Annotated in this window: 20 protein-coding genes and 1 pseudogene; 15 read left to right on the top strand and 6 right to left on the bottom strand. The window is 36.6% G+C overall.

Going from position 1 to position 21,485, the window contains the following annotated elements:
* A partial coding sequence (locus LEP1GSC061_RS21760; protein ID WP_016546916.1) for a BAR domain-containing protein occupies positions 1–711 on the top strand: 711 nt, incomplete at its 5' end.
* Positions 701–997, top strand: coding sequence for an HNH endonuclease (locus tag LEP1GSC061_RS18065; protein WP_040509946.1), 297 nt, complete (start codon positions 701–703; stop codon positions 995–997). The genes LEP1GSC061_RS21760 and LEP1GSC061_RS18065, both read left to right, overlap by 11 nt.
* Before the next feature lie 625 nt (positions 998–1,622).
* On the opposite strand, the gene LEP1GSC061_RS18055 is transcribed toward LEP1GSC061_RS18065, so the two are convergent.
* Both LEP1GSC061_RS18055 and LEP1GSC061_RS18050 read right to left on the bottom strand, forming a co-directional pair.
* Positions 1,623–2,750, bottom strand: a complete 1,128-nt coding sequence (locus LEP1GSC061_RS18055; protein WP_016546914.1) for a helix-turn-helix domain-containing protein — start codon at positions 2,748–2,750, stop codon at positions 1,623–1,625.
* Entirely contained in the window at positions 2,747–3,376 is a 630-nt protein-coding gene (locus LEP1GSC061_RS18050; RefSeq protein WP_040509955.1) for a hypothetical protein, read from the bottom strand. The genes LEP1GSC061_RS18055 and LEP1GSC061_RS18050 overlap by 4 nt, the downstream gene beginning before the upstream one ends.
* 87 nt (positions 3,377–3,463) lie before the next feature.
* Here LEP1GSC061_RS18050 and LEP1GSC061_RS18045 point away from each other — a divergent pair, with 87 nt between their 5' ends.
* Both LEP1GSC061_RS18045 and LEP1GSC061_RS18040 read left to right on the top strand, forming a co-directional pair.
* Complete coding sequence (locus LEP1GSC061_RS18045) at positions 3,464–3,895, top strand: lecithin retinol acyltransferase family protein (RefSeq protein WP_052006576.1); 432 nt, start codon at positions 3,464–3,466, stop codon at positions 3,893–3,895.
* A 107-nt stretch (positions 3,896–4,002) separates the two neighbouring features.
* Positions 4,003–5,127 (top strand): KAP family P-loop NTPase fold protein, encoded by a 1,125-nt coding sequence (locus LEP1GSC061_RS18040; protein ID WP_016546921.1) that lies wholly within the window; start codon positions 4,003–4,005, stop codon positions 5,125–5,127.
* Here LEP1GSC061_RS18040 and LEP1GSC061_RS18035 read toward each other — a convergent pair.
* Positions 5,087–6,139 (bottom strand): IS481 family transposase, encoded by a 1,053-nt coding sequence (locus LEP1GSC061_RS18035; protein ID WP_016545948.1) that lies wholly within the window; start codon positions 6,137–6,139, stop codon positions 5,087–5,089. The genes LEP1GSC061_RS18040 and LEP1GSC061_RS18035 overlap by 41 nt on opposite strands.
* A 195-nt stretch (positions 6,140–6,334) precedes the next feature.
* Between LEP1GSC061_RS18035 and LEP1GSC061_RS18030 the strand changes: the two genes are divergently transcribed.
* From LEP1GSC061_RS18030 to LEP1GSC061_RS21755, 7 genes are all read left to right on the top strand, one after another.
* Entirely contained in the window at positions 6,335–7,153 is an 819-nt protein-coding gene (locus LEP1GSC061_RS18030) for a hypothetical protein (RefSeq protein ID WP_232218508.1), read from the top strand.
* Positions 7,154–7,156: 3 nt separating this feature from the next.
* Positions 7,157–7,999, top strand: a complete 843-nt coding sequence (gene qatB / locus LEP1GSC061_RS18025; protein ID WP_016546920.1) for a Qat anti-phage system associated protein QatB — start codon at positions 7,157–7,159, stop codon at positions 7,997–7,999.
* A complete protein-coding gene (gene qatC, locus LEP1GSC061_RS18020) occupies positions 7,996–9,339 on the top strand; it encodes a Qat anti-phage system QueC-like protein QatC (RefSeq protein WP_016546912.1) in 1,344 nt (447 codons plus the stop codon). Before qatB ends, qatC begins: the two co-directional genes overlap by 4 nt.
* 21 nt (positions 9,340–9,360) lie before the next feature.
* Entirely contained in the window at positions 9,361–10,104 is a 744-nt protein-coding gene (gene qatD / locus LEP1GSC061_RS18015; protein ID WP_016546909.1) for a Qat anti-phage system TatD family nuclease QatD, read from the top strand.
* Between the two features lie 336 nt (positions 10,105–10,440).
* Positions 10,441–12,291: a hypothetical protein gene (locus LEP1GSC061_RS18010; RefSeq protein WP_016546918.1), complete on the top strand. Its 1,851-nt coding sequence runs from the start codon at positions 10,441–10,443 to the stop codon at positions 12,289–12,291.
* Positions 12,288–13,031, top strand: coding sequence for a matrixin family metalloprotease (locus LEP1GSC061_RS18005; RefSeq protein WP_016546915.1), 744 nt, complete (start codon positions 12,288–12,290; stop codon positions 13,029–13,031). Before LEP1GSC061_RS18010 ends, LEP1GSC061_RS18005 begins: the two co-directional genes overlap by 4 nt.
* A 10-nt stretch (positions 13,032–13,041) precedes the next feature.
* Positions 13,042–13,374: a hypothetical protein gene (locus LEP1GSC061_RS21755; RefSeq protein ID WP_198014286.1), complete on the top strand. Its 333-nt coding sequence runs from the start codon at positions 13,042–13,044 to the stop codon at positions 13,372–13,374.
* A 492-nt stretch (positions 13,375–13,866) separates the two neighbouring features.
* On the opposite strand, the gene LEP1GSC061_RS18000 is transcribed toward LEP1GSC061_RS21755, so the two are convergent.
* Complete coding sequence (locus tag LEP1GSC061_RS18000) at positions 13,867–15,774, bottom strand: DEAD/DEAH box helicase (RefSeq protein ID WP_016546910.1); 1,908 nt, start codon at positions 15,772–15,774, stop codon at positions 13,867–13,869.
* Positions 15,775–16,023: 249 nt separating this feature from the next.
* On the opposite strand from LEP1GSC061_RS18000, the gene LEP1GSC061_RS17995 reads away from it, so the two are divergent.
* Both LEP1GSC061_RS17995 and LEP1GSC061_RS17990 read left to right on the top strand, forming a co-directional pair.
* Positions 16,024–16,680: a tyrosine-type recombinase/integrase gene (locus LEP1GSC061_RS17995; protein WP_040509944.1), complete on the top strand. Its 657-nt coding sequence runs from the start codon at positions 16,024–16,026 to the stop codon at positions 16,678–16,680.
* A gap of 367 nt (positions 16,681–17,047) precedes the next feature.
* The gene (locus LEP1GSC061_RS17990) at positions 17,048–18,208 is read left to right on the top strand and encodes a hypothetical protein (protein WP_016546919.1); all 1,161 of its coding nucleotides are present in this window, start codon (positions 17,048–17,050) and stop codon (positions 18,206–18,208) included.
* Positions 18,209–18,276: 68 nt separating this feature from the next.
* Here LEP1GSC061_RS17990 and LEP1GSC061_RS17985 read toward each other — a convergent pair whose 3' ends face one another.
* Together LEP1GSC061_RS17985 and LEP1GSC061_RS17980 are read right to left on the bottom strand one after the other, a co-directional pair.
* Positions 18,277–19,230 (bottom strand): hypothetical protein, encoded by a 954-nt coding sequence (locus LEP1GSC061_RS17985; protein WP_016546913.1) that lies wholly within the window; start codon positions 19,228–19,230, stop codon positions 18,277–18,279.
* Between the two features lie 18 nt (positions 19,231–19,248).
* Positions 19,249–20,337, bottom strand: coding sequence for a hypothetical protein (locus tag LEP1GSC061_RS17980; RefSeq protein WP_016546924.1), 1,089 nt, complete (start codon positions 20,335–20,337; stop codon positions 19,249–19,251).
* A gap of 523 nt (positions 20,338–20,860) precedes the next feature.
* Between LEP1GSC061_RS17980 and LEP1GSC061_RS17970 the strand changes: the two genes are divergently transcribed.
* Both LEP1GSC061_RS17970 and LEP1GSC061_RS21970 read left to right on the top strand, forming a co-directional pair.
* Entirely contained in the window at positions 20,861–21,106 is a 246-nt protein-coding gene (locus LEP1GSC061_RS17970) for a helix-turn-helix domain-containing protein (RefSeq protein WP_016546907.1), read from the top strand.
* 86 nt (positions 21,107–21,192) lie between these two features.
* Positions 21,193–21,485: pseudogene (locus tag LEP1GSC061_RS21970) on the top strand (transposase); the annotation flags it as partial.

Here is a 21,485-nt window from a genome sequence, read left to right as displayed (position 1 = left end):
AGATTACTCAAAACATCCTTCGGTGCATATTGCTATACAACACCAGAATACTCGACTCTGTATCTGAATGAATTTGCCTTCCTCAAGAACGCGAAAGTCATCGGACTCGACGCTTTAGTTCAGAAGGAAGAGGAAGGCTCTGTGAGGATTGGAGCTAGGTTATATGGACTCCCAAAAACCTCGCGCGCGCACAACAAATCCCTACAACCTTCGATCGATAAGTTACGCTATTCGGAATCAAACGAATCATTCCATGAAGAAACGATCTTAGAATCCGGTCATGCTTTATTAAATCCACTATCAGAAATCGAAAAGGCAAAAGTAAAATTGTCTAAGGAAATGGTTGCTCATAACAAATTCTGGAATGAGAAAAGAGGCAACTATCCTCAAAGAAAACGAGAATTAAAACATCAGATGCTCGCCAGTAAAATCTGGATCTTAGCGACCGAAAGGAGCGATAAAGGCTCTCGAATCTCTGTTTCCGAAATATGTTCTTCATTACGCATACGAAAGGTAACAGCAAACCACATCCTAAATAAATGGATCAAACTGAAATTGATCGAAAGAAGGCGAAAAGGACAAGCATGGTATGACCGGACAATCGACTTCTATATCAAACCGAAAGTAAACGAACTGCCGTTTCTATTATATACAAAATTCAGAAAGAAAATTGGAATAAATCCCAAACCGAAGGAGGAAAATGGCAAATGAATATAAATTCAATGCCAAGGATTTCTATAGGATATTAGACACACAAAACAAACGTTGTCGGTTAACAGGAAGAGAACTTACGCCGGAAAATACCAATGCGGAGCATATACTACCCCTTCGAAAAGGAGGAAGTCACGAGTTTAAAAACGTCTGCCTTATTGTAGAGCCTCTATCAAAACTAAAACGATATTATACCGAAGACGAAATCATTCAATTAGCAGCAGACATTATTTCATTTAGAGGAAGTAAATTTGGCTATCGACTTTCTAAAACGAAAAAGCGATGAGACCGGTTTTCCAGCTTGGTTGGCGAAAACGATTTCAGATAATACGAATAAGAAATTTCTCCTTTTCCTTAAAGAACCGAATATATCACCTAAGTGGACCTCTTGGGCAAAATGTTCTGCTCGCTCCAAGCAAAACTTTCATACGTATTTATCCAGAAGGAAACCCCTTTCGAGCCTACACTTGAATCCAAATTGGAAATACAGATGTATAGAAACGAAATTCAGTCTTCAAAGATACTTTCAAAAAACAAAGGAACCAGGTAAAGAAGAGTATGTAATTTCGATACTGAATCGTATTGCCAAGTATCAGGAAGACTACGATCCGATTAGCAAAACTTTCTTGAGATTAGTTCATTTCGAGACTACAAAGCTAAATCTTTTTAAGACAGGTTTTAGAAATGCTAATCGCAACATCAAAGCTATCCGATGGCCAATTGCTGCGCACCGGAATTATCTAAGAATGATGAGAACAGAATTTCCGGATTTAGTTCGAAGCTATTCGCGATGGGACCTTTGTTTTAGACATTGTAAGAAGGCGATTTATGGTATCGGGGAATCAGAATGGTATAAGGCATTTCAGAAGTGCGAATTCGCAATTAAAAGAAGAATAGAAAGCAATGATCTCCTATAACGGCCTCTTTACAGTGATATCGATTACATTATCTTCTTCTTGCTCAAAGAAATCTTCATTTAGACCAAATAATTCGATAACCGTTCCTTCATCAAATGCAAGCAGATCAAGTAAATCTCTTTTACTCATTCCTGCATTCGCAACTAACAACTCCATAGTTCTTTTCAATAGCAGAGGTTCTTCTAACGGTAGCAAGTCATCTAGCTCTTCCTTTGTTCGCTTAGCAGAATTTAAACGATAAAAATATTTTAATTGTGAATCAGAAAGGAGTCCCAAATCCCGAGCTCTCATCATCATTGCTTGCTTAGAAACTTTCCACCTTTCTTTCAAATGCACTAAAAATTCGTTATTGATGCTAAGCAATTCCCTCGAAAAAGTTTGCATAGGCATTAAAAAGGCTGCTCCAAATCGGAAAGCCTGCGTTTCAATTTTCTTATGGTTTTTAGGATCTTTTTGGTCATCTTCCGTTATGTTTCTATGAAGAACTAAATGAGCCAATTCGTGAGCAGCATCTAAACGAGACCTGACACAGGTAGTACCTGAATTGCCCAATATCACGTAAGCGTCTTCTCCTATTCGAATGGAAAAAGCATCTACTCGATCATCAAAGGCAAACCTGGAAACAAATATCCCATTATTCTCCAATAGGCGAACCATATTACTTATAGGTCCCAAACCTAAGTTCCAAAATTTCCTTAACTCTAAAGCATACTCCTCGATTTCATCATCTAAATCACGAAAGTCAGCCGGAAGATCAAAGGTAGGTAAATTTAGCTTTGGAAAATTAACGTAATTTTTTAAAGTTCGAACTGAATCAGCCAACCAATACGATTTAGTTTTAACTTCTTCACGGGCGTACTTTGATGCTGCAGCAAACTTTCGAAAGTTTGGAACGCCGACTTCATCAATTAAGAAAGAACGTTCCTTCGTAAAAAACTGAGAAGGGAGACGTAGTATCTGAAGCAAACGTATAATTTTTTCAGGACTCGGCTGGGCAACTCCTGCCTCATATTGAGAAACTGCCTGCTTAGTTACACCAATCAAACCCGCAAGACTTGATAGAGTAAGTTCTCTAATTTCCCGAGCTTCCTTTAATCGGAAACCTAAGAATTTGCCTTTCATTCTGCTAGCTTATGTTGTTCTATAAAGTTTTTCAACTCAATTGCAATTTCTTGGTCGGTATTTTCAGAAGGTACAACTTCTTCACCTACAACAAGTTTGGCGAAAGGCATTAAATCAAAAGTAATATGACCTCCCTCCTTAAGGGGAAATTTTAAATTTACAAAATCTACTGAAAGAAAATTTTCCCCGCCGTATGTTAAAATCATATACTGGTGATCTAAACGCTCTTCTTGGGAAGCAACATCCTCAAAGGGAAGCATTGGATTTTGCTCAATCAGCTCCGTTCTAAAGATAGCTTCTCTCGGTAAATCATTTCTGCTCTTCACATGACTTGCAGTCAAAAGATTGAGACCAAAAGTCAACTCAACGTGTCGAGAATTTCCACTTTTATTTAGCTGGATACTAGATCGAAAACTTGCATCCTCTTTAGCCAAGAGGTATAAACAAAAATCTACTGCGATTCTTCTTATATACGGGTATATGTCCTTTGCGATTTCATTTTGAAACAGTATATGCGACTTGCTAACCGCATCAAGAATCCTCTTTGCTCGAAAAGGAATATTAGCTAACTGCTCTTTCATTCCTTCTGGAATTTGTTCAAAAATGGTATCTCGAAAGGTCTTCATATCTAAAGCATTACGCATTTTTTTACTAAAAAGTCAAGTATTTTACTTTTTTAGCTTCCATTTCTAAAGGAAAATGCTATACTCAGGTTGGAAATTGAGGCAAAAATGAGATATCTAAGTGGCACAAACCTACATCAAATAGACCTATCTGGCTTTATCGCCAGCCGAACAAAAAATGGCCTTTTTACTCACACCGCTATTATTGTTGGTAAGGATTCCCAAGGAATCGTTTGGCTAATCGAAAATGATAATCCTTCTGGCGTCCGATGGACGACTCTGCACGCCTTCGCATCAGGTCAGGAAATCAAAGTCACTCGTTCGAACCTGCACCCTAACCTAACTGTTCAACGAGCCATTTCTCAATTAGGTAAATCATACAGTCTTTTTTCCTATAACTGCCAACACTTTACGAACTGGGCAGCAAATGGAGAAGCGTCATCACCTGATATACGAAATTGGACATTCATTGGGATAGTAATTGCGAGCGGTTTAATTGCTTCTAATTCGGAACATTCATAATTAAAAATTGTGAACAAAACCAAACTCCTCTTCCATCGAACCAAACGCATAAAATAAAATATGCTGACGGCGGCATATTAGAAATTATTAACAGGTAAAACAAGCAAGTGATTTTATCCGACAGTGAAACAGATATAGATTTACTAAATAATGAAGCCATTGCCAAAACTATTATTGATCTAATAAGTGAGAGAACGGAACAGCCAGTTACGATCGGTATTCATGGAGATTGGGGTGCAGGTAAATCAAGTATTTTGGAAATGATCGATTCATATCTGACAGATACAGAAGATATCATATGTATTAAATTTAATGGTTGGAGATTTCAAGGATTTGAGGATGCAAAAATTGCGTTAATCGAAGGCATAGTTTCTGATTTAATCGAAAAGCGCTCCCTTATGACAAAAGCTGGAGATCTAGTTAAGGAAATTTTTCAAAAGATTAATTGGCTAAAAATTGCAAAAAAAGCCGGTGGATTAGCCTTCTCAGCCTATACTGGACTACCAACCTTTGAGCAAATGAATTCTATCAAGCAAGGAATTCAAAACTTTATAAATAATCCCCAAAATACAATTCTTGAACAGGCCGGCAATGAGCTAAGTAAAATGGAACAATTGCCGATCGCCGAAGGTAAAAATTTAATTAAAGAGTATTCAGAATTTCAGAAAAAATTCGACGAACTTTTGGATAAAGCCGAAGTCCGACAACTTGTTGTTCTTATTGATGATTTAGATCGTTGCCTTCCTGAAACGGCAATTGAAATATTAGAAGCAATTAGGCTATTCCTCTTTACTCGTAAAACCGCATTTATAGTTGCTGCCGATGAAGCAATGATCGAATATGCAGTTCGAAAACATTTCCCAGATCTGCCAGAAAGTTCAACCTCTCAAACTTACGCGCGTAAATACCTTGAGAAGCTCATCCAAATCCCTTTTCGAATACCAGCACTTGGAGAACCTGAAACAAAGACGTACGTTAAACTATTGCTAATTGGGGCTGAAATCGGCGATAACTCTACCGAATTTAAGGCACTGGTGAAATATGCCCGCGAAAAGCTTATTAGACCGTGGATAGCTGGATCATTAGAAACTACTGAAATTCAACAAATCCTTAAAGATAAATATACTAGAATACAATCCGCTCTTTTGTACAATGTTAGTATTCACCTGACACTTCTTCTGAACGCTTGTTCTAATTTTCTGCTTGGTGGACCTCCGATTCTTCTGTCTTAATGCCCTCAATGAAGACTTGAAAAGGAGTTCTTCCGTTCATGTTTCTACCTTGGTGCGCCCTCTTGTAATTGTATTCTTCAAAGAAGAGATGCAGATCGATCTGCATCTCTTCGATCGACTCATAAAATTTAGTTCTACCGGCGATCCTGAAGTGCTCATCAAGTAAAGTTCTGTGAAGACGTTCCACGTATCCGTTGCTTTGAGGCCTGCGAACTTTAGTGGTCCGATGTTCGATGTCTTCTAACTGAAGAAATAATTCGAAAGGATGTTGGTCTTCTCTTCCACAATACTCACGACCATTATCGGTTAGAACGGTTTGGACTTTAATGTTATGTTCTTCAAAGAAAGGAAGAACGTCGTTGTTCAAAGTCTGTACGGCAGTGACGGGTATTTTGTTATTAAAGAGCCTTCCCCAAGCAAATCGGCTATGACAATCGATTACGGTTTGTAGATAGACTCTTCCTACACCTTTTAATGACCCGACCATGAAAGTATCCATAGATACCAATTCTCCTGTAGAATCTGCTTGTATGTGCCTTTCTCTGTATTCGGGATCGAATTTTTCAAGGAGGCGTATCTGGTTTTCGCTTAGAGGTATGATCTTATCTTTATGATGCTCTTCGAGTCTTAGAAGCCGTTGGTGTTTAGTTACGAGTTTATTTCTTGTCCAAACTCCTCTTACACCACCCGAACTTACCTTAACTCCTTTAAGACTAAGTTGTTGAGCGACCTTTAGGCATCCATGAGTCGGATGATGTAAAGAATACTCTAAGACTTCATTTTCGATTTCTTCACTGACTCGGTTAGGGTGAGGCCCATTGGCTCCCGGGATTCTATCTAAGAGACCTTCAGCTCCATAGGTTTGGAAGTTCCTTCGTATTTCGTAGAACTGTTGACGGGAATATCCCATGATCTTGCAGGCTTTGCTTACATTTTCTAATTCATTTGCAAGCTCTAATAAATTTAGCTTTCGTCTAGTTGCCTTAACTGTTGCATTGGTGTTGGTGGTCATCGGTTTCTCCTGATGTAAATAATTTTGTCGTTAAAATCATTTTTCTTTCAGAAGAGGCTGGGGCCACCGGTTTTTCGGTGACTGTCAGGTGAATACTAGCTCAGCACAGCTCTTTTTCTAAGTGATCAAATCTCTCCAATACTCTCAAGCGGGGCAAAAGGGAATCCTAGGCAAATTAAAAGATTTCTAAACACTTTGATCTTAAGAAACAAAACTGCAAATGCCCGGGGTTTTGCCGCAGATATTGAATTACCGATACTAGCAAAGCTTATGTTAGCAGAGAGATTCATGCCTAATTTTTTTGACCAGATTGCCAATCTATCAGCGTCCTCTGCACACGGAAAATGTATGGAACTAAATCATTTAGAATCCTATCTTAGCAAATCTTCCGACAAATCTAGGCCAAAGAAAAAAGGTATTACGAACACTCCGGAAGAAATTACTGCGAAGGAAAACGATTCTCAGCAATTGCTTGAATGGAAAAATTCTGCCACTATTCGTGAATGGGCCAAAGTACAACCTTTTATTGGAGAAAAAGACCTTAGACCCTATCTTTTTATTGCAAAGGACAGAAAAGATTATTTCGGCACCAATTCAGCTCTGGGTCATTTAATCACTCTTGCAGAGAAACTCTTAGAATCGAAATTTATAATTCAAAGCTTCAGTTTAAAATTAAACGAATTGAATCCAAATGAGGCTTCCGAAGTTTTTGAATTGTTAATCACGAGAATCGTTGGTTCGAATAACCTCCAAACTTTACCGAAAGGAGCGGAGGGTCTAGCAATTTTAGTGAAAAACCATCCACAACTCCAATCTGTACTAATAGATTTTCTCGAAAACTTGCAGGTCGACAAATTAGGTCCATGGGTTTGTTCAGGCTGGTCAGAAGCTATCGTCGATCACACGCAACTTGCTAGATTCAAAGTTTTACTTAGTCAATGGAGCAAAAACGGAAGTACAATACTTAAAACAACAGCAAAATCTACTTTAGCTTCATATCAAACAGGAGATTGATTGATGGGAACTTCAAACTCAAATTCAGGGACCGCTGGAAATACACCAATAATACCTTCTTGGGTTGATACCCCCTCAGATAAGAAAGAAACAGTTCCTCGAAGCAAAAAACAAGAAGAATCCCCTCCATCTCCAAAAAGACCGAATATTCCAGAAAAAGGAGACAATAACCGTTTCCAATTAGCACGCACCCTTTTTTCAAAATACGCGAGCAGTAACGGTTCCGACAAACGAAGTTTAAAGGGTTCAATCTCTAGATATGTTTCACATAGTTTAGGTGGCTCAAAAAACGCATCCAAGAGGATGGCTATTTCTAAAATCGCCAGCGTAAATCTATTAAATTTCCTTTCAACTACGTCCTCCAACGGAATCGAAGCAGCCTTAGACTCCATCGGACTACCAAATCTAGCAGGAAAGCCAATAGACGATATTTTCATTGGTCTGATAGATCATATCTGCCCCTCTGATGGAGCTGTAGATATCGGTATCACTCGAGATGCTTATATTAAAACCGTCGCGGACCTTGCATCGGAAAACGTTGGAAGTTTAAACAGCTTATCCGAAGAGCAAATCCGAACCGTCTTTGAAATTTTTGCCACATACACAATTGAAGCAAGAATTTGCAATGACGTAGGAACTAAATCAATATCATTACCAACCAACGTTGATGATATTGTCAAGGTCCAAAGCCAATTACGTGATTTTATTAAAGGAGCAGTGGCAGATGCAATTAATCGAGAATTCAAAAAAGGAAACGGTCTAACCGCAAAGAAAACACGTAGTTTTGTAGATAAAGTCTATCAACAAGCATTTAATATCTTAGAAGTATTAGGAAAAGAAGAATGATTCGACATCTGATTGCCGGAAGATTTGGAATTAGTGATAACATCCAATTAGAGAAAGATAATGATGAAGTTATCAATTACTTAGATTTTATTACGCAAAATGATAAATTTACTCCTTGGTTAGAAACCACATTAAAAAGATTAAATGATCTGAAAATACAACCATCCGAACTTGGATTCGACTTATTAATATTAGCTGCCCATGTGAATTTAGCAGATACTCACATCTCCAGAATTAAAGATTCTCAAGATTCTTGGACAAGAGAGATTAGATTAGTAATTCCAGTAAGTAATCCCTCCAAGTGGAGAAACTCCATTACGACGATTGAAAAAATGTTAAATTTCTTAACTGGAGATCTATGGGTCATTAACTTTCGAAAAAGACCGGAAAAAGTTCAAGCTTTACTAACTATAAAAAATAAACCGGAAAATCCTAAATTTGACAGGCTATCTTTATTTTCCGGTGGGCTAGATAGTTTAATTGGCGCAATAGATTTATTGGAACAAGGAAAAAGTCCATTATTTATTAGCTACTTGGGAGATGGTTCAGTGAGTTCTCCTCAGAGCAATTTATTTTCATTACTAAAAAAAGAATACTCGAAGAGAAATTTCGAAAGATTTAAAATCGGCATTGAATTTCCAAAAGAGATTATTAAAGAGAGCAAACATGAAAACACCTCAAGAGGTCGCTCTTTTCATTTTATAGCAATCGCTGTTTTGGCTGGCACAGCTTTTTCAAACGGATTTATACTAAATATTCCTGAAAATGGATTTATTGCTCTAAATGTTCCGTTAGACAATCTTAGACTTGGTTCACTTAGTACTCGTACCACCCATCCTTATTATCTTTTTTTATGGAATAAATTATTATCAGAACTTCAAATAAATGGGCTACTCGAAAATCCTTATTGGAGAAGAACAAAAGGAAACATGATTAGAGAATGCTCAAATATTAATTTTCTAAAAAAATCATATGTAAAATCCATGTCGTGTGCTGCTCCAACTAAACTCCGTTGGTTCGGGTTTACTACGCAGCATTGCGGATATTGCCTACCATGCATTATTCGAAAAGCTTCGCTTAACTTCGGCTTGGGAAAAGGAATCGATAAAACCAAATATTGGAAAAAAAATCTAAAACAACTGGTCTCGGAAAATAATATAACTACAATGCAACAAATACGATCTTTTCAGTATGCAATAAACGTCACTAACAAGAATCCAAAAATTGCAAAATATTTAATTCACTTACCGGGGCCGCTTCCTTCTTTTAAAGAAGAGGACTTTAAATCATTAGTAGACGTTTATCGAAATGGATTAAAAGAAATTGAAATCTTGTTATAATATTTTCTCATAAATTGCCAAATGGAAAGTGAATTTGTAGATTTCCACTGTCATCTTGATTTGTTTAAAGATTTTGAACTGCTTATAAAACAAACTGAAGAAGCAAAAATTCACACTTTAACAGTAACTACCACTCCGAGAGCATGGCCTAAGAATCGAGATTTAACAAAGAATTTAAAGTATGTTAAAGCTGCATTAGGTCTTCATCCGCAAATTATATCAGAAAGATCTCAAGAAATTGAAATTTGGAATGAATTTCAAAAAGAAACACGCTTCATTGGGGAAATAGGTCTAGATAGAGGACCGATGCACCTTTATTCAATTGAGTTACAAAAAGTAGTCTTTAAAAAAATTCTTACCACATGCGCAAAGAGCGGAGATAAAATTCTTTCGCTGCATAGCTTGCAGGCAAGCCAGTTATTATTGGAAATGCTTGAAGAATATTTTCCTTATAGAAAGGGTAAGACTATTTTGCATTGGTTTACTGGAAACAAAAATCAAGTAGAAAAGGCAGTACGTTTAAATTGCTTCTTCTCCATAAATCGTCAGATGCTGAATACTAAAAGTGGTACTTCATTGGCACGCATAGTACCAAGTGATAGAATACTTACAGAAACTGATGGTCCGTTCATTTATAGAGGAAATACACCATATAGGCCCTGGGAAGTAGAAGATGCTGTTAAAAAACTTTCTCAACTTAGAGATATTGAATTCTCCGACCTAAAAATGACCATTAGGCGCAATCTGGATACGTTATTACGATAAATTCAATAATTGCCCTTCAATGTCCGCTTTTGAGCAAGACTCGGACATTGAAAATAAGTTCTTTTAACCATTTACATTCGACTATCAACTCGAACTATTAAAGACTTCAAATGATAGACGCTGAAGGATAGAAAGTGGAACAAATATGGAGATTTACGGAAAGAGAACATATAAAATTCGCCAACCTCAAGAAAATGAATCACCTTAAAAAACAAAATTCATCCCATCGAACTGCTCAATCTTATTAAAATTCATTATACGTTATGTCTCATTGATATAATTTTCATATAAATGTCATTGCATTGTGAAGAAAGTATCAAGAATATTGCGCAAATTATGAAAAAAGCCGTAATATTGTTTATTCTTATTTCATTGAATACTTGTCAGCCAACCTCTTCGCAATCGACGCTTTATTCTACCTTGATTGGGTTATTCCAAAAAGAAACACCAGATGAGAAATCGATTGAAGTTACGGAAATTAGAAGTGAAGGATTTTATTCAAAGCGGCTGAATTCAAAACTTTCAAATTTTACCAATATCTCAGAAGGGGCAACTGACCTGACTGTCGACTCCCCTACAGCGGATATGATAGATAAATCTAACGGAATTATATCGCTAAAGAATCTAACGATCGGTGATAAAACAGAAATAAATAGCAATCTATATTCGCTTGGAACATGCAGGGGATTTTATGGGCGAAATGGATGTTCGAAAAGATTAAGTAATACCAACTTATTACCAAAATCAAAACTAAGTCAAGGATTTGAGCTACGATCTGATAAAGTTTCGATATTCCCTTACGCAGAGAGTCTTGGCGTGATCTACGCTAACGTTCTTATTCAATATCCTTTTGCTAAGGTAACCAGTTATATAAAAAATGTACCGTCTCTCCCAAAATTACCTCCATTCATTTTCGATGCAAATACTACGCCTAAAAATGTTACATCGCCAGCGAATTCTTCTGTTATTGAAGAGGGAACCCTTGGAACGCTAATTATAAGAAATAATTTTACGGTAATATTAAAAGGAGGGGTGTATTCTCTCAAATCAATATTTTTAAATTCAGGAGCCAAGCTTCTATGCGAATCTTTTTGTGCAATCTTAGTTAGTGACAGTGTCGATGTAGGACGAAAAGCGAAAGTTTATGCTCAATCTAATAATCCTAACGACTTTTTAATATATATTAACAAATCGAATAAGCACAGGGATTGGTTTTTTGATGATGACGAAGGGTTTTCTGGAGCTGGAGAAAATTACATCAACGCTGGTATTTACTCGCCATTTTCAAATATTAAGGTTGGATATAAGTCCAAAGTTGCCGGAATTCTAATCGGAAAGAATGTTTTCATTTCTTCCGAAACAAAAGTCGTCAATGACTTTGTATCGGAACCGGAGATCCCTTTAATTGATTTAGAATATGAAATTTCAGGGTTATCTTTGTACGTTGGCTCGACTGAGAATGTAAAAATTCAATTTGCTGAACCAAAGAAAATGAAATTGAGTGAAATGTTAAATGGAAAGATGGCTCAATCAATTGGATATTCAATACTTCCGAAGGGAAATTATAATAAATTGACATTAGATTTAGTGAAAGCCAAAGGAATAACGGAAGATTCTACAGAAATAACTCTGGAATTGAATTTTAAAAACATGATCAATAATAAAATTGAGTTAGTAGGCAACTTCGAGTTAAATGGAGGACGAATAACAAACATTCTTGTCGATAAAGGAGAAAATTTTAAATTATTTGAATTATTATCAGGCAACTACTTACACCGTCCGAGCTTTACCTTAAATAGTTTTTATTCACTATCGAACAATCTGGAAGATAAACTAAGTTCATTTCCAAAAGAAAAATACGATTCAATTATATCAGAATCAGAAATCATAGCACAAATAAATACCGAAAGCACTCAAAGCTACTATGAAGATTATCTGGGAGTTCCATTACTATTTACTAATGCTCAAATCCGAATAAGTGAATGCTATAAATCTTCACTAACATCACCATGTCTAAAAGGCAACCTAATTCAAGTAAAAGGCTTGGGAGGCGTCAATGGCGACATCAATGTAGATGTATTTGGAGCAGCTCGCTATCGAGCTGGAGACAATTCTTTAATTTTTATAAAAAAAATCGAGGAAGGATACATTTCAGTTCAAGGTTTATACGGTAAGGTTGATTTATGAAAAAAATACATATTATTACCTTAATTTTAATATTACTACCTATGTCAGTAATATTGGCATATGCAACAATTGGAGCTAAATGGTCCCCTTATGGACCAGTTGGACCGATAAATGGCTCTGTTGCCTTAGGGCAAGCAACGTATGGCTATGATAATTCATTCCGGGCCAATATCGGTTCTTCTGCAAATAGTATAGTTGAACAAGCAGTAGCGGCTTGGAATGGAAAATCTAACTTCGTCTACGTCACTCCAGCTTCACTAGATCCATTCGGTGGAGCTGGCGATCCCCCCGGAGTCCCAATTAGATTTGATCCAACCAAAAAAATTGTACAGTATTTACCTTATGGAACGATCGGAGTAACATATCAAACAACGAATGGAGGACGTATGATAGCAGCACCTGTTTTTATCTTTGGCGTTTTTTCCGATGGCTCGCTAAATAGTTCTATGTATACCGATCCAAATTATTTGCGTTCAGTTCTAACTCACGAATTAGGACATGCGACCGGATTAGGACACTCAAATGATCCTTCTGCAGTAATGTATCCTTATATAAACTTCCCACCTATTTACATACCAAGTACCGATGATATAAATGGAATTAGAGCAATTTACGGATATAATCCACCGCCTCTTTCGCCGGAAGAGGCAATTGACCAATTTTGTTCAGCCATTGGATTAGGATCCAATGATTTGCTGTGCCTATTCGTAATTTGCTATTTTGCCGGATTTTGTAGATAAGGTCTTTAGAATGAATAAATTATTGATTATTTCCTTTGTTTTGATACTTTCGAATAATTTCCCTTTATTAGCTCAATCTTCCGGGCAAATTTGCTCGATTCCACCGAGAGGGATATGCGTTTCACCGGTTAATTCACAATCGATTGCCTTTGTTCAGGACATTTGTAACTACGGAAAATATGTTTTATCGACAGGTACCTGTTCAAATTTAGAACCTATTGGATCATGCCAGATAAGTAAAAATGGCATTGTTTATAAAGTTCATTACTTACCTTTCCTTTGGGATATTGAAAAAGCTAAACAAAATTGTACGCAAGTTTATGGAGCCTATACAAGCAAATAATGAAAAGTATTGCATATCTGATTCTCATGCTATTGGCTTTAGGTTTGTTAAACTGCGAAGTAGCGAATAGTGCTACCGCAAGCCTTCAAACCGGATTAATATCTAGGGACGAATCACAAAATCGAATTTTACTAGCATCTGTTTATAGTCTCGACAAATGCATGAACCAAATGCATACAACGGATTTTATTCAAATTAATATTTATTCAAATTTACTTGGGTGTTCCGACACTTGTTCAGCTTCGACCTACTATAAGGAAAGCGATGTAAATTCCTTGTATACAGGGATCATATTAGCTCCCTGTGACTCGGATGCATATTTAACTTTACCTAAGGTCGAACCATATTCAGCTAAGAAATTTCAGCTTAATTACATGGGATTTTGATATTCAAGTCCTTATTATATTCGATTTAAAAAGCGCTACTCGAAGATAATAAGGGATTCTGAATATAATTTTGACACAAATAATCAAGCTGCTAATATTCCATACTTCATACTAGTTCGACTAACTTGTCAAAATTTTCATCGATCAAATCCAGATCTTCTTGAGACAATTCGCTTCGCTCATTTGCTTTCCGTTTAATGAAATCGTTGATGCGCAGATCAATTGCTGACTTTAAAATAACATAATTTGTCTTTCCTCGATGATTTTTATCCAACTCATAACCACCAGCGGAGAGAGATTTAGAATTCAAAATTTTATCAACTTCGGCCTTAACACGTTCATTCAAATTATAACGAGCCTCTTGGCGCTTTTGGACTTTGGGAATGATAGGCTGAGAGTTCATTGCGTCCAACACTTGTTGCCCACTAAAACCTAATTCTGATAATTTTCGGATCGCTTCCATTGCCTCGTAATTCTCCTGAATTAAAGGCAGACTTTCCAAATCTAGGCCTATTTGTTCGGTAATCTGAAAACCGTTTCGATTTATCGGGGAAGCCATTTCATTATCTAAAATCGAATCACCCTGATTACCTTTCGGTTGTATTTCCGACGATTTTACTTTTGGGGTGAAGGAAGAATCTGAGTCACCCGCAATAAATTCTTTCTCTTCGGTTCCTTCGAGATCAATATCAGGATTAGTCACTAATTCATCGGAGTTTGAAAAATCTATCCCAGACATCGGTAATAATTGGCTAAAATATTCCTGATCCGCTTCGCTAAATTCTCTGAGGTCGTTCCAACGTGGAATAATATTTCCGCCTGCATGAAAAACTACGACACCCTGATTCAATGGATGAAAAATTGAACTTCCATTATTGGTTCTCATGATACGACCAATAAACTGAAGAAAAGGAGCAAGCGTTAAATGGACACTAAAAACTGCTGCAACACAAAGGAAGGAATGGTCGAATCCTTCTCCTAATTTTTTCACCTGAACAATTACATCCAATTCATGATTTTCTAATTTTCGATAAGCATCATTATTTTTTTGGCTATTTTTACGACTGTGAATGTAATCGGATCTTAATCCCTTTTCCTTGTATGCTTCAACAATCTGCTTACAATGTTTAAAATTCAAAGCAGAAGCGATAATCTTAGGACGATCGTCACGAGCCTCTTGACGAATCCTTTTTAGTTCGGTAATTGAAGCATTCACTATCGAATCTAACGATTCTTTCGAAGATACAACAGCTCTACGAAAAGCCGGCAGTTCCTTGCCAAATTCAACGATCCGTTCTAAACCGATTTCTTCTTCAGAACCTAAAATTAAATATTTCATTTTTTCAGGATTCAAGACGATCGCTTTAAGATTTTTCACGTAGTTCAATTTGATTGCTTTCGCAATGGGAAAAGAATAAATAATCTTTCCGGGCATCCTTTCTCCATCTGCTCTCACGGGAGTAGCACTGAAATTAACAATGTACGCTTTCGGAAATTTCATCTTGAGGAAAGTCCATGTCTCCGCTAAACTATGATGTCCTTCATCAAAAAGTATTAAATCAAAGAAATCCTGTGACAACCTTTTGAGCCATCTATTGTTTTCAGTCCCTAATTGATGAATATTCGTAACTACAACGTCTGCCAATTCTAAGTCCTTTTGATTCGTATTTGTTCCTCGAATTTCGCTCAATTCTGGAAAAATATTATTGGTTAACACATTGAATTTCTTATAAAAACAGAAAACATTCGAAGGATCAAAATTCGATATTAATTGTTCTGCGATTATCAAATTAGGGGAAATAACCAATGTCCGCTTAGAACAGAGCGCAAATGGCGCCAGAGTTATACATCCTGTCTTACCACACCCAACGGGCAATACAATACCCAACTCACGATCATTAGGGAAATCATTCCGAGAATTCCTTAGTGCCTCAAAACATTCAATCTGCGGAATTCGTAGTTGTGGATTTCCAAACACGAACGGTTTTAAAATTTTAAATAGATCAAGTTTCACTTTCTTACCTCACTTTGAACCATAAAACCACACCGCAAAAATTAATTATTATTTTCAAGTATTTTATTTTTTATTAATTTACTTAATTATAATTTACTTAGAATCTATCTCCTATTGTATTATATTGATCTCTCCAATGGAACGTCTAAGAAAAGTGAAAAAATTTTACAAATAATAAGAATTTTTATCACTTTTAGGTATTTAAGGGGGGATCGAAAACAGAGTAGAATTTATTGCGAGGTGAGCAATATGGCCGAAAATTCAGTAAAAATAGTATCAATCGACACAATCCGTAAAAGGAGCAAAAAGCAAACTCAGAAGCCTCCGACAGAATCACCGATATTTGGCAAGGGACTAACAGATCAGGTTATGAGAGAACTAAAAGAGCGATTTTCTTTAACAATGACAGAAGAAGATTATCGCAATAAGGCGATCTTTCTACTAATGAGTAAAACGGGATTACGAGCCAAAGAAACTGTTTCACTCAGATTTTCAGGGATATTTAAGGCACCATCAGGGGAAAATTTAATCCAGTATGTTCGAAAAGGGGGTAAGAAGGGTTACTCAGTCCTTTCAGAAGAGATTATAACCGCCGTAAAAGCATACCACAACGCAGCCAATATAATATCCGACCATTTCTTTCTTTCACGCCCTAAACGGCATCAGAAAACAAGAACGCCACTAACAACCAGGAGCCTACAAAGGATCGTAAACTCGTGGAATGTAGTAACTTGCACGGGAAAAACCGCGCATCCACATTCAATTCGACATACCGTAGGGCAAAAATTATTGGAGAAAGCCGGTTCAATTGCTGCTCAAAAAGTATTAGGTCATTCTACGCCAATTACCACGTCCAAATTTTATACGAAGCCATATTTTGACGGTTCTTCTTATTTAGAATGGTAATTTGAAAAAATAGACTAAGGAACACTTAATAGGAGAATATATAAATAGTAGTTCGTTATTCTTCTGAAACAATAAATAAAAAAATCCAAAAATACCAATAACTATAGGAAGTCATCCTCCTCAAAAACCATCACAAAAAAACAAAAAAAGTCACTTTTTTTAGACATTCTCGTACAAACATCAATACAATAATAATAGAATAAGATTCCATCTATATATTATATTTCAATTTATTACATATTTTTAATTTATAAATTTACAAAAAATACGTAATAAAAACATTCGCATTTCGAGATTCTCAATCGTCAAAATTGCTTTCAAAGCTTTGACTAAGGATCCAGAAATAACAAAGGAAGGTCTTTTTCAAATGAAAGAAAAAGAAAAAAACGCTAACAAAGCAAATCCATACGATAGCTGTAAAGTTGCAGAACGCAAAGGATGGAATTTAAATGATCTCGATACATACACTGGAATAGACAAGATCGGTTTATTAATCCCAATCCCGTTTATTTCAATTGATTCGGAATCAAAATTTCTGAAAACCCATAGGCAAGGTAGGAGCGAAAAGTTCGTTACAGACGGAACAACAAGGATAGGCAGGATTTATGTCAAAAAGTTAAATCCAAACTTCAATTCATATTCCTATTCCCTTAGCTTCTCGCTTTCCAGATTATTCAATGGCGTAAATGTTTCGTCCTACACGCCCTTAGATGTGAATGCTATTAAAAGTAAACTAGATCGGTGCCTTAAGAATGAAGGATTTCATGTTCGAGACTGGGATGCCTGCCATATATCCATGATAGAGATTTTTAGGAATATTATTCTAAGCGACGATGTTTCCGAATACACTCAGATTTTTAGGACTCTCAATTTTCCAAGATTAAAAAATTTCAATTATATGAACACGACGTATTTCCAAACCAAACGGAGAACTATAAAAATATCGATCTATGACAAAGGACTAGAATCGATGAACAGACTTAGAATAAAACCAAAGCAATCAATTATGAGAGTGGAATTCAGAATTGCAAAAAAGAGCAAGGTCACAAACTTATTCAAGCAATATACCGATAGACGCAATGGTCAAAATGTAAATTCAAACTTAAATTTTCTTCCAGACCTTAATCTAGACAAACTCTTTACTGATAAAATGAAAATCCTCTTGGGTCCTTTACTAGAAATAAAAAACCACTCTATCGTAACTTCCAATCTTGAATCTGAACTCCAACAATTGTATGCAAACAATAGGAATGGAAACCGACTTGCAAAAGTTTCCACAGAAATTCTGAGTAAATATCAAAAAGGTCTACTTGATCTGCAACTGAATAAACTCGCAGATGAAATCATAAAACCGTCAATTCGCGCCAATGCTTCGCCGGACAGAGAGGAACGGGTTCAGAGAAAAGCACAAGATTTATTGTCGAATGCGGTTCTAATGAATGAGATAATAAATCATGGTCACTCAAGGATCGATGAGTTAATAAATGGTTTGCTTTCAAAGAGGCCTGATCAGAATAAAATTGCGTAACTTTTAAATTAATTGCAGATGGAATCAGGATTTAGCTAAGTAGTGTTTCTATCTGCAATATAGAAACACTACTTAGAAGCCGAATAGATCTCCAAAGATGCGGATTTACTTTGATCGTTCCAAATCGAATTAGAAAATTTCACCCATTTCTTTTGCTTCGGTTCGATCTTTTCGTAAACCGTTTCCCATCCCCCTTCTAGGACGGTTCCACTTGCGGCAATATATGTAATATGAAATTTAAAATCCTTCAGCGGAATGGAGCATCTATTTTCAACTAATACACTGAAATACGTTGTATTAATTATATCTCGATTCCAGTTCCACCTCTCTATAACGAGTCCCTTTTCAGGAAACGCATCGCAAGTTTTTTCCCAATCTTCTTCAGATAGTAATTTCTCGGATTCTTCTTTAGCCTGTTTTTCATTTTCGATCTTTCGATCCGACAATGCCTTTGCCTCGTTCTCCAAACGAATTCGTTTGATCATTTCTTCCGGAGTAATACGATCTATAATTACAACTTTTTCAAACTTTGCGTAGCCGCTAGATGTTCGATACACAACTCTAATCTGATTCGAGCCGATTTGTAGAGGAACATTCGACGACCAAAGATTAAACTTTCGTTCGACTGGTTTTCCATCAATCTCGATGGAGCCGTTTAAAAAGAATTCACCGTTCAAGTTGACATTATCTTCTACGACAGGTCCGCGAACTTGATTTGAAATTTTAAAATAATTTCCCTCCCCATCAAGTGACACGATTGCCAAAAAAGACAAAAATGAAATCAGATAATAAAGCAAAACCTGTTTCGATTTCTTAATAACCGATATTGTAAGAAGGATCAGCGCAATTATACTTGAAAACGCAGAAAGAGAATTAAAAAATCCAGAGAGTCGATCTATAGATTCAATTCTCGAAGAGGTTATTCCAAACATAGCGGAAAAGAAAGAAAGCAAACTGATTATTATGCTGGCTCGATATAACCGAGTGCCCTCGCGGAATCCGTCGAGATATTTTTTAAACATGTAGTTTCCTTTTTAAATCTAATATGATCTCGTAGTTTTGAGATCGTCGTAATTATACCCGCCGGATGTTCCATTTGTATTTCTTCCGGATTGATCCCAGCCGACAGAACTCCAACAGCTTTTACACCTATTTACACATTCAGGAAATTTACCCCAAGAATTGGTTGGAAAATTAAAACGAACAAAGCGATCACATGTAACCGAACAAGTAGGTCCTGCTCCAACGACGGGAGTATTCAGTTTAAAGTATGGAACAAGCCGATGAAAAAATGATTCGCACTGTTTAATCTCTTGGGTTTGTCTTTCTTCCGATTCTTTCTTTCGTTGTTCGGATTCGAGGGAGAATAATTGGTCCGCCTTTTGTCTAGCTTCCTTAAATTTTCTACTTTCATTTCCTAGAAATTTGTCACCCTCGGAGTTGTAAGCAATGGTACCCGAATTATAAATTTCCTGATTGATATTAATTCGATATGTCAGCTCATACGCATTATTGAAATCTATCGTAATAGGAATTCTTGCGAAGCAATTCTTAATAGGAACTCGTTTGATTACTTTCCACTCATCATCGAAAGTATATTCGAAAAACGCCTTTCCTTTGCTCAAGGGGTTATTCGGTTGGCAATTTCGAATATACCGCTCGTCAACCGAGTCTTCTTCGATTTGCTCCTCTCCTATTCTAAATTGAGCCGGTAACCAATCAAACAAAGCGACAAGAGGAATAGCAGTGCCCACTGTAAAAACTGTTGCGAGTATTAACGAATACTTATAATCGTACTCGCATTTATATTTTCTATTTCCTTGCCGATCGAAATATTCAACTTTCGAACCTCCGCAAATTTCCCCTTCCGAATTTCTTTCAATTTCTCGGGAAACTTTGATTTTGGTTTTATACTTGTAAGAAGTTTTTTGTTCGATACCAACTAAAATAAAATCACCGTCAATCTCCGGAGGATAGGTTTTAAAATCTAAGCCGACGTCTTCTTTACCTATTTCCCTTCTTTCTAATACAGTTTTATGCTCTCCAATACTGAGACAAGATTCTAAACATGATAATAAAACGATGCCGGCTATAAACCGGCATCTGTAAAAAAGCGATATATCTTTCATAATATTTTATTCAATTGGCTCGTTGAGCGGTAAGACTTTCATTTATAACGGCCTCCCTATCGCATGAAGAAAATTTCAGCATTTGGGTAGGAGGCTCGGCTATTCCATATACGACAAACTGATCGCAAGCAGACAAGGTAACTCTTTCACCCGGATTTAATTTCACTCTTTGAACGAGCCGATCGCTTCCGTTATAAACTGAAATGTAAAGAATCCTTCCGGACATGTTTCCCACTTTTGGGAACGCAAATAAAGGGCTAACAATTAGGATTGATGCCAAAGCAAATAATTTGCCCAACAAATATATATTCTTTCTCATACTTCGATTCTCCTTAAAAGGTAAATCTCCGATGGTTTTGTTCGATAAGGACTTCCTATTTTCGAGAAATCGGAAATGTGCCAAAAACCGCGCAGAACGATGGAAATTTATCGAAACTATTTATCGCATCATTTTAGTCAACGCTATTTTTAGCATGTTATATGTAGCATGGCATAAATAGCAAAACAACCTTAAAATTCACGAATGGATTATGAATCCTTTCAAAAGAACGTCAGCAAGCGAATCAAACAACTAAGGTTGGATAAGAAACTTTCCCAGGAGGAATTAACCGGACTGGATATGGGAGTTAGGGTTTACCAAAGGATAGAATCCGGCGACGGGGCCCCAAGTTTACAAAGTTTGTACAAAATTGCAAAAGCCCTCGGAGTGCATCCAAAGGAATTATTGAACATTCCGATGCCGGAAGAGAGAGCAAAAAAGGCTAAATAACCGAATTTCTCATTTTTCCATTTACATTCGGTCCTATTAAAAATTCTGTAAATTTGATTTAATAATCAGAAAATCGACCACTTTCCATGCAGAATTTCAACCGAGAAAAATCGTCAAAAAAAGGTCTTCAAATACAAACCATTGAGGAAGCACAACAATGGTCAAAATTTGTTATATCCCCTGTAACCATTGCTCACAAATCGCGCGCGCAGATGGAAAAGTCGGAAGACGGTAAGAAAAACAAGTCAGCAGTAAATACCTCTAGCAAATTCAAACATGCAGGAATCAGAATAGAGTTCTTCGAGCAGATCACAAAGAAGATCTTGCAGGACTTCTACAAAAAGAAATGTCCTCACTGTGAGAATCAAATACTGGACAA

Source organism: Leptospira wolffii serovar Khorat str. Khorat-H2 (assembly GCF_000306115.2).
Classification (GTDB): Bacteria; Spirochaetota; Leptospiria; order Leptospirales; family Leptospiraceae; genus Leptospira_B; species Leptospira_B wolffii.
The sequence above is the reverse complement of the archived record's forward strand: the minus strand, read 5'-3'. Positions and strand labels throughout refer to the sequence as shown.